13 protein-coding genes are annotated in these 16,028 nt (G+C 30.6%); 11 read left to right on the forward strand and 2 right to left on the reverse strand.

Going from position 1 to position 16,028, the window contains the following annotated elements:
• Positions 1 to 27 precede the first annotated feature (27 nt).
• The 5 genes from gldK (at position 28) to Q8S45_RS00710 (ending at position 5,679) form a co-directional block, all read left to right on the forward strand.
• Positions 28 to 1,389, forward strand: a complete 1,362-nt coding sequence (gene gldK / locus Q8S45_RS00690; protein ID WP_305600305.1) for a gliding motility lipoprotein GldK — start codon at positions 28 to 30, stop codon at positions 1,387 to 1,389.
• A 33-nt stretch (positions 1,390 to 1,422) separates the two neighbouring features.
• On the forward strand, positions 1,423 to 2,058 hold the full coding sequence (gene gldL / locus Q8S45_RS00695) for a gliding motility protein GldL (RefSeq protein ID WP_305600306.1): 636 nt from the start codon (positions 1,423 to 1,425) through the stop codon (positions 2,056 to 2,058).
• Positions 2,059 to 2,105: 47 nt separating this feature from the next.
• Positions 2,106 to 3,635, forward strand: coding sequence for a gliding motility protein GldM (gene gldM, locus Q8S45_RS00700; RefSeq protein ID WP_305600307.1), 1,530 nt, complete (start codon positions 2,106 to 2,108; stop codon positions 3,633 to 3,635).
• Positions 3,636 to 3,647: 12 nt separating this feature from the next.
• Positions 3,648 to 4,550 carry a gliding motility protein GldN gene (gldN, locus tag Q8S45_RS00705; RefSeq protein ID WP_305600308.1) on the forward strand — a complete coding sequence of 301 codons (903 nt, stop codon included), beginning with the start codon at positions 3,648 to 3,650 and terminating at the stop codon, positions 4,548 to 4,550.
• Between the two features lie 70 nt (positions 4,551 to 4,620).
• Entirely contained in the window at positions 4,621 to 5,679 is a 1,059-nt protein-coding gene (locus Q8S45_RS00710; protein WP_305600309.1) for an FAD-binding oxidoreductase, read from the forward strand.
• Here Q8S45_RS00710 and Q8S45_RS00715 read toward each other — a convergent pair.
• The gene (locus tag Q8S45_RS00715; protein WP_305600310.1) at positions 5,645 to 6,037 is read right to left on the reverse strand and encodes a DUF983 domain-containing protein; all 393 of its coding nucleotides are present in this window, start codon (positions 6,035 to 6,037) and stop codon (positions 5,645 to 5,647) included. The genes Q8S45_RS00710 and Q8S45_RS00715 overlap by 35 nt on opposite strands.
• A gap of 129 nt (positions 6,038 to 6,166) precedes the next feature.
• Here Q8S45_RS00715 and Q8S45_RS00720 point away from each other — a divergent pair, with 129 nt between their 5' ends.
• Genes Q8S45_RS00720 through Q8S45_RS00730 form a run of 3 tightly spaced genes read left to right on the forward strand, consistent with a single transcriptional unit; the run spans position 6,167 to position 9,806 of the window.
• Complete coding sequence (locus Q8S45_RS00720) at positions 6,167 to 8,086, forward strand: ABC-F family ATP-binding cassette domain-containing protein (RefSeq protein WP_305600311.1); 1,920 nt, start codon at positions 6,167 to 6,169, stop codon at positions 8,084 to 8,086.
• Positions 8,083 to 9,009, forward strand: a complete 927-nt coding sequence (locus tag Q8S45_RS00725; RefSeq protein ID WP_305600316.1) for a 1-aminocyclopropane-1-carboxylate deaminase/D-cysteine desulfhydrase — start codon at positions 8,083 to 8,085, stop codon at positions 9,007 to 9,009. Before Q8S45_RS00720 ends, Q8S45_RS00725 begins: the two co-directional genes overlap by 4 nt.
• A 2-nt stretch (positions 9,010 to 9,011) precedes the next feature.
• Positions 9,012 to 9,806: a glucosaminidase domain-containing protein gene (locus Q8S45_RS00730; protein WP_305600312.1), complete on the forward strand. Its 795-nt coding sequence runs from the start codon at positions 9,012 to 9,014 to the stop codon at positions 9,804 to 9,806.
• A 154-nt stretch (positions 9,807 to 9,960) separates the two neighbouring features.
• On the opposite strand, the gene Q8S45_RS00735 is transcribed toward Q8S45_RS00730, so the two are convergent.
• Complete coding sequence (locus Q8S45_RS00735) at positions 9,961 to 10,449, reverse strand: hypothetical protein (RefSeq protein WP_305600313.1); 489 nt, start codon at positions 10,447 to 10,449, stop codon at positions 9,961 to 9,963.
• Between the two features lie 154 nt (positions 10,450 to 10,603).
• Here Q8S45_RS00735 and Q8S45_RS00740 point away from each other — a divergent pair, with 154 nt between their 5' ends.
• From Q8S45_RS00740 to Q8S45_RS00750, 3 genes are all read left to right on the forward strand, one after another.
• Complete coding sequence (locus Q8S45_RS00740) at positions 10,604 to 12,544, forward strand: YgiQ family radical SAM protein (RefSeq protein ID WP_305600317.1); 1,941 nt, start codon at positions 10,604 to 10,606, stop codon at positions 12,542 to 12,544.
• 71 nt (positions 12,545 to 12,615) lie between these two features.
• A complete protein-coding gene (locus tag Q8S45_RS00745; RefSeq protein WP_305600314.1) occupies positions 12,616 to 14,214 on the forward strand; it encodes a mechanosensitive ion channel family protein in 1,599 nt (532 codons plus the stop codon).
• A 6-nt stretch (positions 14,215 to 14,220) separates the two neighbouring features.
• Positions 14,221 to 15,879 carry a Zn-dependent hydrolase gene (locus Q8S45_RS00750; RefSeq protein ID WP_305600315.1) on the forward strand — a complete coding sequence of 553 codons (1,659 nt, stop codon included), beginning with the start codon at positions 14,221 to 14,223 and terminating at the stop codon, positions 15,877 to 15,879.
• Positions 15,880 to 16,028: the final 149 nt, after the last annotated feature.

Here is a 16,028-nt window from a genome sequence, read left to right on the forward strand (position 1 = left end):
TGCCTAATTTTGAATAAGAATTTTAATATGAAGAAAATATCATTGTATATTTTACTAGCTTTTTTTGCATATAGTTGTGGGTCCAGTGATCAAGGGGAGCTAGTTGGAGTTAGGCAAAATAGCAAATGGCATTCTAAAAAACCATTCGGAATGTCTCTTATACCTGGAGGGTCTTTCACAATGGGTAAGCAAAGTGAAGATATTGCTGGATCTTTAAATGCTCCTTCAAGAACAGTTACCGTAAGACCATTTTATATGGACGAGACTGAGATTACAAATAGTGAATATAAAGAATTTGTTTTTTGGGTAAGAGATTCAATCATAAGAACAGAATTAGCATTATTTTCGGACTTAATGTCATCAGATGGAAATATTGTTTTGGAAGAATATAGTTTTATGAATATTGATACTTCAGATATGTCTCCATATCAAAAGTATATGATGAAAACATACGGTAGTTTGGGAGACATAAATTCTCCAACTCAAGGAAAAATGCTTAATTGGGAAGAAGATATTGTTTGGAATGTAAATGATTTTCCAAGTGAAGAGTATGCAGAAGTAATGGTTGAATCTATCTATGTTCCCATTGAAGATAGTTTTGAAGGAAAAAGAATTATAAATACGGATAAGTTAAAATTCAAATATTTTTTATTAGATTCAGAAGCAGCAGCTAGGAGTAAAGGAAATAGAAGAGATTTTATAAAAGAAGAAGTTGTTCCAGTTTACCCGGATACAACTGTTTGGATTAGAGATTTCAACTATTCATATAATGACCCAATGCATCAAGACTATTTTTATCATCAAGCCTATAATGATTATCCAGTAGTAGGTATTTCGTGGCTTCAAGCTCGTGCATTTTGCAGATGGAGAACAAAAAAGAAAAACAATTTTTTAAATTCTAAAAAAAATGCTGTAAATGTTCCTCAGTTTAGATTAGCTACAGAAGCAGAATGGGAGTTTGCAGCTAGAGGTGGTTTAGAAAATGCAACTTATCCTTGGGGAGGACCGTATACAACAAGTGATAGAGGTTGCTTTTTAGCAAATTTTAAACCTACTAGGGGTAATTATGCGGTTGATGGGGCTTTATACACTATGGAGGCAAAATCATTCAATCCAAATGACTTCGGTTTATATAATATGTCTGGTAACGTATCAGAATGGACTTTAACTGCTTATAATGAGAACTCTTATAATATTGCTTCAACAATGAATCCTAATATTGAGGATCCTAAAAATAAAAGAAAAGTTATTAGAGGTGGTTCATGGAAAGATGTAGCCTACTTCCTTGAAGTTAGCACAAGAGATTTTGAATATTCAGATTCGGCAAGAAGTTATATAGGATTTAGAACTGTACAAGATTTTCTTGGAACAAATATTAATGGAAAATAATTCAACTAAAAATCAAACATAAATACTTAAATCATGGCACAATCAAGAAATACTAAAAAATTATTTAACTATGCCTATGGTATAGGAGCTGCAATTGTAATTTTAGGAGCTTTATTTAAAATTCAACATTGGCCTTTTGGTAGTGAAATGCTTACTATTGGAATGTTTGTAGAGGCGGTAGTATTCTTTATTTCTGCATTCGATTCTGTTGAGGAAGATTTAGATTGGTCCTTGGTTTACCCAGAATTAACAAGCGGAAGTAAAAAGGAAGAAGATAGGGCTTTAGCAAGTCAATCACAAGGATTATTGTCTCAAAAATTAGACGCAATGCTTAAAGATGCAAAATTGGATGCAAATTTAATGGCTAGCTTAGGAGAAAGCATTCAGAATTTTAAAGGGGCAGCAGAAAATATTGCACCAGCTGTAAATTCTATTGCTGCGACAAATAAATATAGCGAACAATTGTCTTTAGCGGCTGCGCAAATGGAGTCTTTAAACAGTTTATATAAAGTACAATTGGAAAGTACTTCAAGACAATCCGAAATTAATGAACAAATGGCTTTAAATGCAGGAAAATTAAAAGAGCAAATGGAGTCAATGGCAACTAATTTATCTTCACTAAATGGTGTTTATGGTGGTATGTTATCAGCAATGACAGTTAAAAATTAATTAGCTGATTAACAAAATTTTAATTATTAACCAAAAAACAAAATAGTATGGCTTCAGGTAAATTATCACCAAGGCAGAAAATGATAAATTTAATGTATCTAGTATTTATTGCTATGATTGCAATGCAAATGTCTAAGGAAGTTCTTTCAGCGTTCGGTTATATGAATGAAAAATTGGTTGAAAATAACACAACAACTACATTAAAAAATAAAGCAATTTTAGATAATTTGGCAACTAAAGCAGGAGAACAACCTGAAAAATATAAAGATTTATATGCATTAGCCAAACAAGTGGATGATTTATCTAAAAATTTTAATGATTATTTAGAAGAGAAAAAAGCATTTTTTATTAAAGAAGAAAAGGATCCATCTAATTATGAAGCGATGGATAAAACATCGATAGTTGATGAACATTTTTTCACAGGAGATGGCTTTACCAAAGAAGGTCAGGAGTTTTTAGATAATGTTAATAATTATAGAATTCAAATTGTTAAAATAATTGGTGAAAAACACGCATTATCTGCAACTATTGGAAAACGATTTGACACTTCAGATCAAGAGACTCAAAGCGGAAAAAGGCCTTGGCTAGTAAATAGATATAATGGTTTTCCATTAATTTCGACAGTCACAAATATAACTTCAATGCAAATGGATATTAAAACTACACAATCTGAAATTTTTGGAACCTTATTAGGTGGTCAATTAGAAAGTGATGTTTCAATGTCTAATTATAAAACCATTTTAATTCCAGAAAAATCAGCATTTTTTCAAGGTGAGAATTTTAAAGGAAAAATAGTTTTAGGGCGTTATGACTCTTCGTTAAAACCAGAAGAGGTTATTGTTAATGGATCTAGAATAACAAAAATTGAAGATGGTGGTGCCGTATTAGAATTTCCAGCAGGAGCTGTTGGAGAAAGAGAAATAAAAGGGAAGTTTGTGTTTATGGAAAATGGAAAACCAGTTGAAATTCCTATTGCAAGTTCTTATGCTGTTATTCCAAAACCAAATAGTGCTGTTATTTCTGCAGATAAAATGAATGTGGTTTATAGAGGAATTGCAAATCCGATGACAATCTCTATTCCAGGAATACCAGATAATTTAGTAAATGCCTCAGCTTCTGGTTTAAGTAAAGCAGGAGGAATAGGGAAATACAATATGACTCCAGGTGAAGGAAGGGAAGTTACCATAAGAGTTTCAGGTAAATTATCTGATGGGCAAACAGTAAGTTCTTCTCAAAATTTTAGAATTAAGGACATTCCTTCTCCAAGTGGCTCGGTTAGAAAGCAAATTGGTGTTGTACAAATGCCTAAAACAAGTTTAGATAATTCTACTGTAGGAGCAGAGTTACCTGATTTTGATTTTGACTTATCTTTATCAGTATCAGGATTTACAATTAAAGTTCCTGGACAATCTGCGGTTGTAGTTAGTGGCAATAGAATGGATGGAGCTGCTAAAAAAGCAATAGAAAGATCAAAAAGAGGAGACGTTATTACAATTTTCGATATTAAATCTTCGTTAGTTGGAAATAGTTCATATAAAATTAAAAACGCATCCCCAGTTAGTATTGAAATTCAATAAATTAATTGATAAATGATAATTAAAAAAAATATTGGAGTATCTATAATAGCATTATTTTTGTTCAATTTGGCATTTTCCCAATCGAATTTGTTAAATGCAAAAAGACCTGCAGACATTGGTAAAAAAACTGAGGCTCAAAAAGCAACTGATAATGATAAACCGTTGGAATATGGATATATAGATGATAGAGATGTGTTATGGTCTAAAGTTGTTTGGGAATATATAGATTTAAATGAACGTATTAATTTACCATTGTATTATCCGATAGATACAATGAATGTTTCTAGTGATAGACGATCTTTATTTGACACTCTATTAAGAGGTATTAAAAAAGGGGAAATAACCGAAATATATACAGATGATTATTTTACTTCTAAAATGACCAAGTCTGAAATTAATAGTAAATTATTTAGAATTGATACAACCGATGCTGGTATTGATGAATTGAATGCAGGAAGTACCGATATTTCTGAATATATTGATAAAATTAATTTAACATCTCAAGATGTTGAAGGATTCAAAATTAAAGGGTTATGGTATTTTGATAAAAGACAGGGTGAATTAAAATATAGAATGTTAGCAATAGCACCTATTGCTCCAGATGTTCAAATTATGGGTCGAGAAGATTTAAATTTAACCGAACAACTTCCTTTGTTTTGGGTTTACTTTCCAGATGCAAGAAAGGTTTTACATAGAATGAAAGTTTTTAATCAAAAGAATTCAGCGTATCCTATATCGTTTGATCATTTATTAAATGCAAGGCGATTTAGCTCTATTATTTATAGAGAAGAGAATATTTATGGAGATAGAGATGTTGCTCAATATGTTAAAGGGAATGCGTTATTCCAAGTGCTAGAATCAAACAAAATGAAGGAGCGCATTAGAGATAAAGAATTAGATATGTGGAACTATTAAGGTAATAAATTAGACTTTTATAAAAACTCTTGCTATTTGCAGGAGTTTTTAGTTTAAAAGAATTTGAAGTATGAAGGTAGATTATATTATTGTTGGTTTAGGACTTGCTGGAATTGCAGTATCAAATGAATTAGAGCGTCATAATAGATCTTTTATTGTTTTTGAAAATCATTCTCAAAACTCTTCAATTGTTGCTGGAGGAATGTACAATCCTGTTATTTTAAAACGCTTTACACCTGTTTGGGATGCAGAGGATCAATTAAAAATTGCCTTAACTTTTTATCAAAATTTAGAACAAAAACTCAAACAAACATACCATAAACCATTAGATATTTACAGAATATTTAAATCCATTGAAGAACAAAATAACTGGTTTGCAGCTTCTGATCATAAAGACCTGTCTAAATATTTTGTTACAACGGTTGTCAAAAATGAAAATGAAGGAATTATGGCTCCTTATGGTTTTGGTAAATTGGTTCATACAGGTAAGATAGATACCAAAAACTTAATTAGTGATTACTCAAATTATTTAAAAAATAAGGATTTAATTAAATGCAATAGTTTTAATTATAACCAGATTCAAATTAAACCTAAAGGTATTGTTTATGAAAATATTACTGCATCTAAAATAATTTTTTGCGAAGGTTTTGGAATTAAATCCAACCCATTCTTTAATTATTTACCATTACAAGAGGCAAAAGGAGAATTAATTACAATGTATGCTCCAAAATTAAAAATCGACTTTTTAATTAAAGCAGCCGTTTTTGTAATGCCTTTAGGAGATGATTTATATAAAGTGGGAGCAACTTTTAATTGGGTGGATAAAACTAATAAACCCACAGATGATGGTAAAAAAGAACTAGTTGAAAAACTTAATTCATTTATAAAAGTTCCATATACAATTGTAGATCATTCAGCAGGCATTAGACCTACGGTTAAAGATAGAAGGCCGTTGGTTGGAGTTCATCCAATATATAAAAATATGGCAATTTTAAATGGATTAGGAACTCGTGGGGTTATGATCGCCCCAAAAATGGCAAAAAAATTGTACCAATTAATTGAAAATGAAATCCAATTGGAAAATGAGATTTCCATTAATCGTTTTGATTCTTATTTGAAGGAGGGTTAAAACTAACAAATATATTTATCCAAATAATTCTAGATAATCTAATTGAAATTGGCAGAGTAAGTAATAAAACAGCCACAATTGGGATAAAACTTTCTAACATGCTTAAATTTAAAAAAAGAGTGCATATAGAAAAAGTAATGATTGAAAAGGCAACAGTTAACCCATAATTTACATACATAGCCCCATAAAAAAAGGAAGGTTCCATCAAATATCGTAAACCACAATTACTACAATTTGCGTGCATTTTGTATGCTTTGTGAATTTTCAATAAATTTTTTTCAGCCATAAAATCACCTTCATGACACTTTGGACATTTATTAAATAAAACACTATATAATTTGCTTCCTTTTTTAAACACTAGCGTTGATATTTTTTGCTGGCACCAAATTTATTAAAAAATAACTTTAAGTGAGTACCAATTTTTTTTATAGTAAGTTTGTACCGTTTTTAAAAACACATAATTTTTAAATTTTAATATCATTTTATAATGCTTAATGTACATAATTTATCGGTTTCTTTTGCCGGCACCGATTTGTTTTCAGAAATAACTTTTAAGTTAAACAAAGGAGATAGAATTGGATTAATAGGGAAAAATGGGGCAGGTAAATCTACGTTGTTAAAGGTAATTTCTAAAGATATTGAAAGCACTTCTGGCGTTATGGCCTTTGATAAAGATATCCAAATTGGTTTTTTGCGTCAAGATATTGATTTTGTTGAGGGAAGAACAATTTTAGAAGAGACTTATCAGGCTTTTGAAGAGATTAAACTGTTAGAAACTAAATTAGAAAATATCAATCACGAGTTAGCTGAAAGAACAGATTATGAAAGTGAATATTATCATGATTTAATGGTTAATTTAAATGAATTTTCGCATCGATACGAATTATTGGGAGGCTATAATTATCAGGGAAATACAGAAAAAATATTACAAGGTTTAGGTTTTCAACGAGAGGATTTTGACAAGTTAACTAACACTTTTTCTGGAGGTTGGAGAATGAGAATTGAATTGGCTAAACTACTATTACAAAACAATGATATTCTGTTGTTAGATGAGCCAACAAACCATCTAGATATTGAATCTATTATTTGGCTAGAAAATTTTTTAAAATCGTATGTAGGAGCCATTGTGTTAGTGTCGCATGATAAAATGTTTTTAGACAACGTAACAAATAGAACGATTGAAATTTCATTGGGAAAAATTTACGATTATAAGAAACCTTATTCTGAATTTTTGTTGTTACGCGGTGAAATAAAAGAAAAACAGTTACAGGCACAGAAAAATCAGGAAAAAGAAATTAAGGCTACTCAAATTTTAATAGATAAGTTTAGAGCAAAAGCCAATAAGGCAACAATGGCTCAATCTTTAATAAAAAAATTAGATAAAGTTGAGCGTATAGAAGTAGATGATGATGATAATGCGGTAATGAATATTCGGTTTCAAATATCGAAAGAACCTGGAAAAGTAGTTGTTGAAGCTGAAAATTTATCAAAAAGTTATGGTAAAAAACATGTGTTAGAGAATGTTGATTTATTAATAGAAAGAAATAGTAAAATTGCATTTGTAGGGCAAAATGGACAGGGAAAATCTACCTTGGCTAAAATTTTAGTCGGTGAAATTCCACATGGGGGTCATTTAAAACTAGGCCATAATGTTCAAATCGGGTATTTTGCTCAAAATCAATCTGAATATTTGGAGCCAGAACAAACTGTACTCGAAATTATGGAAAATGCTGCAACAGACTCCAACAGAGCGAGGGTTAGAGATATGTTGGGCTCCTTTTTATTTGGGGGAGATTCAGTCGATAAAAAGGCAAAAATGTTGTCGGGAGGAGAAAGAAATAGGTTGGCATTATGTAAATTACTTTTGTCTCCATTTAATGTTTTAATTATGGATGAACCAACCAATCATTTAGATATTGCATCAAAAAATGTATTGAAACAGGCCCTTAAAAAATTCGATGGAACCTTAATTTTAGTTTCGCATGATAGAGATTTTTTACAAGGTCTTGCTTCTACGGTATATGGTTTTAAAGACAAGGTCATTAAAGAATATTTAGGTGATATAGATTTCTTTTTAGAGCAACATCAAATAGAAAATTTGAGAGAAGCAGAAAAAAGAACCATTGTAACTAAAGAACAAACGCCTTTTAAAAAGGAGGTTTCTCATTTATCTAAAGAGGATGATAAAGAGTTTAAGAAGTTAAAAAATCAATTATCGAAATTGGAAACTCAGATTGATGAATTGGAAAAGAAAATTTTGGAAATGGATGCAACTTTAGAAAAAGATTACGAAACAACAGCAGCAAATCCACTCTTTTTTGAAAATTATAAAGCTACAAAACATAAGGTTGAAAAATTGATGGAGGAGTGGGCAGAATTAGAAATTAAAATTGAAAGTTGTTCATAGAAAATAAACATAGTAGGATTCAGCAAATTCATTTTTCAGAAATTGAGAGCAAAGCGGTGTCTCTTTTTATAAAGAGAGAAGATGAATTGCATCCATTTATTTCGGGAAATAAATTTCGAAAATTGAAATATAATCTGTCCGAAGCAAAAAATCAAAACAAAAAAACATTGCTAACTTTTGGTGGTGCATACTCAAATCATATTGCAGCAACTGCCGCTGCTGGGTTTGAATATAATTTTAATACGATTGGTGTAATTAGAGGTGACGAATTAGCACATAATTTAGAAGAAGTAATTGAGAATAATCTAACCTTAAAATTTGCAGCAGAACACAATATGCAATTTGAATTTGTTTCTAGAAGTGATTATAGGAATAAAACAACACCAGGATTCATAGATAATTTAAAACAAAAATTTAATGATTTTTATTTAGTTCCTGAAGGTGGAACCAATAATTTTGCTGTGCAAGGTTGTGAAGAAATTTTAAATGAAACGGATTCTAATTTTGATGTAATTGCTTGTTCGACAGGAACTGGTGGAACCATTTCTGGGATTATTAATACGGCAAAATCGCATCAAACAGTTATTGGATTTCCTGCTCTCAAAGGTGATTTTCTTCAGAATGAAATAAATAAATATATAATAAATACTCGAAATTGGAGTTTAAATACCGAGTATCATTTTGGCGGATATGCTAAAATTTCAAAAGAATTAATTACTTTTATCAATAAATTTAAAGCAGAAACAAATATTCCATTAGATCCTGTTTATACTGGTAAAATGATGTTTGGATTGATAGATTTAATTAAAAAAAATTATTTTAAAAAAGAAACCTCTATTGTTGCCATTCATACTGGAGGTCTTCAAGGAATTGACGGAATGAATTTATATTTAAAAAATAAAAACCTACCCCAACTCATTTAACAATGAAAATAAAATTTATTTTTCTATGTGTTATTGTTCTTTCTTTAGCTTTAAGTTGTAAAGCAAAAAAGCCAGTATACGTTTATAAAAAACCGGTTATTCAGAAAAAAGTTGAAGAAAAAAAACCTGAAACTGTTGAACCTACTCCAGAAACTAAAAAAGAGTTGAGTTATTTTGAAATGACTGTAGCCTATATTGACCAATTTAAGGATGCGGCTATGGAATCAATGCGAGAGTATAAAATTCCAGCTAGTATAAAATTGGCTCAAGGTATTTTGGAGTCTTCAAGTGGAACCAGTGCATTAACATTGCGTTCTAATAATCACTTTGGAATTAAATGCCATGTTGGTTGGGAAGGAGATCAAACTCTTCATGACGATGATGAAAAGGGTGAGTGTTTTAGAGTTTATAAAGACCCAAAAAATTCTTTTAAAGATCATTCATTATTTTTAACAGGTAGAAGCCGATATGGTAATTTATTTAAGCTCGATCTCAATGATTACGTTTCTTGGGCAAATGGATTAAGTGAAGCAGGTTATGCTACAGATAGAAGATATCCAGCTAAATTAATTAGCCTAATTGAGCGTTTTGAATTGTATAAATATGACGCACAAGTTCTTGGAACTGAACCAAGAAAAATTGTTTTTGAAAACAACTCTGGACATATTGTTATAAAAGGGGATACACTTTATTCAATTTCAAAAAAATATGGGGTTACAGTAGATGATTTAAAAAAACTTAACAATTTAGAATCTAACGATATAAGTATTGGTCAGAGTTTAGTTTTTAAAAAATAATGAACCATGGTTGGGCATTTGGGTCTGTCTTTACGCACTTTATTAAAATCTATTTTTCCCAAAAACACTCACTACCAACGCCTTATAAAAGAATATAAAAGGCGTTGAGTAGATAAGATATTTGTGTTAAATTTCTACTTTTTAGATTTATTATTTATCCTCTATTTCTTATAGGTTTTCTGTCACATTTTTGAAAACAATTATATCCTCTTTTGGTTGCCATATTGTTTTTCATTCTCGTGCTTCTTGGATGCATTTTTAGATTACTTCTATTTTCCCATTTTAAGAATTGATCTTTTGTTAAAAATTTTTTCATTTCAGTTTTGTGAACCATTTGTCTTTCTAAACGACTATTTTCAAATGTAAATCTTTCATCAGCAGTTAGCTCACCACTTTGTTTTTTTTGCCTAAATTCGTCCCTGATTTTATTGCGTTCATCAGCAGATTTCAAAAGTATTTTTTTAACCTCTTTTTGCTGATTTACATCTAAATCAAGATTTAAAGCCATTTTTTTAGTTTGTAAATCTACTCTTTGTTCAGATGTAAAATTTGAATTTTGGTTTATTCCTCTTTGATTTCCCTGTGCAGTAATCGTTAATGAAAATAAAATTACGATTGCTGTGATGCCAATTATTTTTTTCATAATAAGTAATATTTAATTGTTTAATGTCTGTTAGACAATTTGAAAAAGGAAAGGTTTAATATAGTAACAATCATTAACATAAGTTAACATTTGTTTTTAAAAACGTTTCATTTTAGGATTTAAAGAATTATAATATTTAGTGTATTTTTGCATGATGCAAAACAATCAACTTTCAGACTGGCTTCCAACTACTAATAAAGAGGTGAAAATTAAAGGTTGGGACGCTTTAGATGTTATTTTATTTAGTGGCGATGCCTATGTAGATCATCCAGCATTTGGTCCAGCGGTAATTGGAAGAATATTGGAAAGTTATGGATTGAGGGTTGCTATTGTTCCACAACCAAGTGTTTCAGATAATTTGCAGGATTTTGTCAAGCTTGGAACTCCAAAACTGTTTTTTGGAGTTACGGGTGGCTGTATGGATCCAATGGTAAGTAATTATACTGCAAGCAAAAAAAGACGTGACAAAGATGCATATACTCCAAATGGAGATAAAGGTTTCAGACCCGATTATGCCACTACTGTATATAGCAATATTTTAAAAGAAAAATTTCCAGATGTTCCTGTGTTAATAGGAGGTATAGAAGCTTCCCTGCGAAGAGTTACACATTACGATTATTGGAGCGATGCCTTAAAACCAACCATATTAAAGGATTCTAAAGCCGATTTATTGGTGTATGGAATGGGTGAACAGCCTTTGCGTGAAATTGTTAGTTTATTGCAAAAAGGAGTTCCCTTTTCTAATATTACTACGGTAAAGCAAACGGCATTTTTGACACATAATGAAACGGAAATTCCTAAAAATAAGAATTGGGATGATGTAAGTATTCACTCACATGAAGTTTGTTTAAAAGATAAAAAGTTGTACGCCTCAAATTTTAAAACTATTGAACAGGAATCTAATAAACTACATGCACAAAGAATTATTCAACAAGTTGGAGATTCTTTTTTAGTGATAAATCCTCCATTTGAAACAATGACTGAAGCTGAAATTGATGCTTCTTTCGATTTGCCTTACACTAGATTACCGCATCCAAAATATGACAAAAGAGGTCCAATTCCTGCTTTTGAAATGATTAAATTTTCTATTAATATACATAGAGGATGTTTTGGAGGATGCAGTTTTTGTACAATATCTGCACACCAAGGTAAATTTATTGCAAGTAGAAGTAAAGAGTCAATTTTAAAAGAAGTTGATAAAGTTGCAAATATGCCCGATTTTAAAGGGTACTTATCGGATATTGGTGGTCCTTCAGCAAATATGTATAAAATGAAGGGGAAAATACAATCTATTTGTGATAAATGTGTTGCCCCATCGTGCATTTCACCAGTAATCTGTCATAATTTAGATACTTCCCATAAGCCTTTAACTGAACTATATAAGGCAGTTGATAAACATCCAAAAGTTAAAAAATCATTTATTGGAAGTGGGATTCGGCATGATATGTTGGTTCCTGAATTCAACAAAATGGCAGATCCAAAGGAATTAGATGCCTATACCGAGGAGGTTATGACAAATCATATTTCAGGACGATTAAAAGTTGCGCCTGAGCATACTTCAGACAATGTGTTGAAATTAATGCGAAAACCTTCATTTATTTATTTTCATAAGTTTAAAGAGCGTTTTGATAAAATAAATTTAAAGAAACGGTTAAACCTTCAGTTAATTCCCTATTTCATTTCTAGTCATCCAGCTTGTGAATTAGAAGATATGGCCAATTTGGCTGCCGAAACCAAAGACATGGGTTTTCAATTGGAACAAGTTCAGGGTTTTACGCCAACTCCTATGACTGTAGCAACGGTTATTTACTATAGTGGTTATCATCCCTATACATTAAAACCAATGCATTCTCCAAAAACTAAACAAGAACGAGAAGACCAGCATAAATTTTTCTTTTGGTACAAAAAAGAGAATCAGCAATGGATAAAAAATGTATTGTTGAAGGTAAAAAGAACTGACTTAATTGAGAAGCTTGTTCCAGATTCCTTTAATTGGAAAAAGAATAAAGGAACTGAAGTTAAAAATACTTTTGATGATGCTGTTAATTTTAAAACAACAGAAAAAAAGAAGAGTTTTAAACGAAAAAAAAGATAAAAAACATTTCATTATTTTAAATGAAGATGACCTTATTTCATTAATTTTATAACCTTAAATAACTTATAACCATGAAAAAATTAAATGCACTTTTTATATTGTTGCCTTTTTTTCTTTTGGCACAAAATCAAGTGTTATCGGATACCAAATTAGGAAGTCCTCGTGCTACAATTTTTACACATTTAAATAATCTAAATTCGGACTCATATAACCCAAAAATGGCTGCTAAAACCATTTATGGAATTAAAGGTAAAGAGGCTGAAGAAGTTGCAATAAAAATTAAAAAAATCTTTGACGGGAGAGGGCTTAAAGTCGATTTTGACAAAATTCCTTCAACCAATAATTATATTGATACTTTAAGCAATAAAGGAAAGCATCAATATGTGTTATTTCCATTTCAATTATCTGAAATTTATGTGGAAAAAATTGGCGATAAATGGTATTACAGTCCTGAATCAATTGAAATGGTGAATGATTTGTACAAAAAAGTTTATCCTTGGCATACCGATAAATTGCAACAAATAATACCAGAAATTGGTCATTATAAATTTTTGAATATAGAATTATGGCAATCAGTAGGAATTTTCGCATTGTTATTATTATGTTGGTTGCTCTTCTATTTTTTTAATTGGATAGTTTACCATCTCTTAAGACGTGTCCAATATTGGATAATTCATAGAAGAAACGATCAAATTAATTCGTCGCTTAAAAAATTAGCAAGGCCTATTGTTTTTCTTCTTTTAAGTGCGGTTATTAAATTATTACTGCCTTCATTATTTTTGCCCCTAGATGTTAATAACGTGTTGTTTTTAGGTTTGAACATAATGATAACGGTCTTCTGGATTTATGTTTTCTTAAAATTAGTTAAAGTATTTATAAGTATTTATTCTGAATATGCAGAAAGTACCGAAAGTAAATTAGACGACCAACTAATTCCTGTGTTAAACAATTTATTGTCTGGAATAGTTATTTTTCTTGGGTTTTTAAAATTGTTAACACTATTTGGTGTTCAGCCAGTTACTGTAATTGCAGGTGCATCAATCGGAGGTTTAGCATTAGCCTTAGCCTCACAAGACACAGTTAAAAACCTTATAGGTACATTAATGATTTTCTTAGATAAACCTTTTCACATTGGCGATTGGATAGAAGCAGGAACTGTTATTGGTACTGTTGAAAAAGTTGGTTTTAGGTCAACCCGTGTGAGAGCAGCTGACACCTCAATTTATCAAATTCCAAATAGCTCCTTGGCAGAAATGGTTGTGAATAATAAAGGGTTGCGTTCTTTTAGACGATATCAAACAAATTTGGGGATTAGATACGATACTCCACCTGAATTGATTGATGCTTTCGTAAAAGGCATCAGAAATATTATAGCTAGACACGATGGAACAAGAAATGATGCATATAATGTCGAATTTGTTGGTTTTGGAGATTCTCAATTATTAATTTTATTAAATGTGTATTTCGTAAATTTAGATTGGAATAAAGAGCAAGAAGACAGACATACACTTCATATGGAAATTTTAAAATTTTCTAAGCAATTAGGAGTAAATTTTGCATTTCCATCAACAACAATGCATATAGAAAATTTTCCTGAAAAAAGTGGAATTAAAATGAACTATGATACTGATCAAAATAGAATTCAACAAATTATAGACGCTTCTAAATAGAATAACATGAAAAAATTAATAATCTTTTTTGCTGTAGTATCCATGCTATCTTGTAAACAAAATGGAGATTCTCGAAAGCCGGTTAAACAAGTTACTTCTGAAGAAAAAACTACTGGAATTCAGAAAATGTTAGATAAATATGTTTCATTTAAATTAACATCAGATTTAAGTGTTTTAACTGAAAAGGAAAAACAAATGTTGCCAATTTTAATTGAAGCAGCGGAGATAATGAATGAACTTTTTTGGTACGAAACTTTTGGTGATAAAAATGAATTATTTAAGCAAGAGTTGGATGAACCTACCAAGAGGTTTGTAGAAATTAATTACGGACCTTGGGACAGATTGAATAATAATTTACCTTTTGTAGATGGTGTTGAGTTAAAATCGCCCGGTGCTAATTTTTATCCATCAAATATGACAAAAGATGAATTTGAAAAATTTGATGATCCAACTAAATCAAGTTTATATACTTTTTTAAGAAGGGGAGATAATGGAAATTTAATGACAATTCCTTACCATGTTAAATTTGAAAAAGAAGTAAAAGAAGTGTCGGAACTATTATTGAAGGCCTCTGAATTAGCTGAAGATGCTGGATTGAAAAAATATTTACAATTAAGAGCCCAGGCATTTTTAGACGACAATTATCAACCAAGTGATTTAGCTTGGATGGAAATGAAAACCAACACCTTAGATATAGTAATTGGACCAATTGAAACTTATGAAGATCAATTATTTGGAATTAAAGCTGCACATGAAGGATATGTTTTAATTAAAGATCAGATTTGGAGTAAGAAATTAGAGCGATTTGCAAAATTTTTACCTGAATTGCAAAAAGGACTTCCTGTTGCTTATGCCTATAAAAAAGAAGTTCCGGGAACAGATTCCGATTTAAATGCATATGATGTGGTTTATTATGCTGGAGATTGCAATTCAGGGAGTAAAACAATAGCAATTAATTTACCAAATGATGAAGAGGTTCAGCTACAAAAAGGGACCCGAAGATTGCAATTAAAAAATGCGATGCGTGCAAAATTTGATAAAATTATGGTGCCAATTGCCGAAAGTTTAATTGATAAAACCCAGCGAAAACATATTACGTTTGATGCATTTTTTGCAAATACAATGTTTCACGAAGTTGCTCACGGTTTAGGTATAAAAAATACCATTAACAATAAAGGATTTGTGCGTGTTGCTCTTAAAGAACATGCTTCGGCATTAGAAGAGGGAAAAGCAGATATTTTGGGGTTATATATGGTGATTCAGCTTCAAAAAAAGGGTGAAATTGATGGCGACATTAAAGACTATATGACCACTTTTATGGCTGGAATATTTAGATCAGTTCGGTTTGGGGCCTCTAGTGCCCATGGGAAAGCAAATATGATTCGTTTTAATTTTTTTAGTGAGAAAGGTGCATTCATTAAAAATGAAGATGGAACTTATCACGTAAATTATGATAAAATGGCAGTAGCAATGAAAGAATTATCTAGTGTAATTTTAACATTTCAAGGAAATGGTGATTATGTTGGAGTTACAAAGTTGGTAAATGAAAAGGGAATTATTTCAGCTGACTTGCAAAAGGATTTGGATAAGTTAACAAAAGAAAATATTCCTGTCGATGTTGTTTATGAACAAGGCGTTGAAGCTTTAGGTTTAAATAAAAAATAGTGAATAAAAAAGAAGCTGTCTCACAACTAGAGACGGTTTATTTATACTTTTATTTGGAAGTTTTATTAGTTTTTTGTATATTTAATCATTGATATACAGATACTTAACTATGAATTTCAGACATTACAACCAACAACAAACGATACTTT

The organism is Lutibacter sp. (genome assembly GCF_030692605.1).
Classification (GTDB): Bacteria; Bacteroidota; Bacteroidia; order Flavobacteriales; family Flavobacteriaceae; genus Lutibacter.

Bases quoted from the DNA above. Each gene is read 5' to 3' on its own strand.
- Q8S45_RS00710 (WP_305600309.1), top strand. From the start codon at position 4,621: ATGAAGGTAGATTATATTATTGTTGGTTTAGGACTTGCTGGAATTGCA.
- Q8S45_RS00730 (WP_305600312.1), top strand. From the start codon at position 9,012: ATGAAAATAAAATTTATTTTTCTATGTGTTATTGTTCTTTCTTTAGCT.
- Q8S45_RS00720 (WP_305600311.1), top strand. From the start codon at position 6,167: ATGCTTAATGTACATAATTTATCGGTTTCTTTTGCCGGCACCGATTTG.
- Q8S45_RS00750 (WP_305600315.1), top strand. From the start codon at position 14,221: ATGAAAAAATTAATAATCTTTTTTGCTGTAGTATCCATGCTATCTTGT.
- Q8S45_RS00740 (WP_305600317.1), top strand. From the start codon at position 10,604: ATGCAAAACAATCAACTTTCAGACTGGCTTCCAACTACTAATAAAGAG.
- gldK (WP_305600305.1), top strand. From the start codon at position 28: ATGAAGAAAATATCATTGTATATTTTACTAGCTTTTTTTGCATATAGT.
- gldM (WP_305600307.1), top strand. From the start codon at position 2,106: ATGGCTTCAGGTAAATTATCACCAAGGCAGAAAATGATAAATTTAATG.
- Q8S45_RS00735 (WP_305600313.1), bottom strand. From the start codon at position 10,449: ATGAAAAAAATAATTGGCATCACAGCAATCGTAATTTTATTTTCATTA.
- Q8S45_RS00745 (WP_305600314.1), top strand. From the start codon at position 12,616: ATGAAAAAATTAAATGCACTTTTTATATTGTTGCCTTTTTTTCTTTTG.
- gldL (WP_305600306.1), top strand. From the start codon at position 1,423: ATGGCACAATCAAGAAATACTAAAAAATTATTTAACTATGCCTATGGT.
- gldN (WP_305600308.1), top strand. From the start codon at position 3,648: ATGATAATTAAAAAAAATATTGGAGTATCTATAATAGCATTATTTTTG.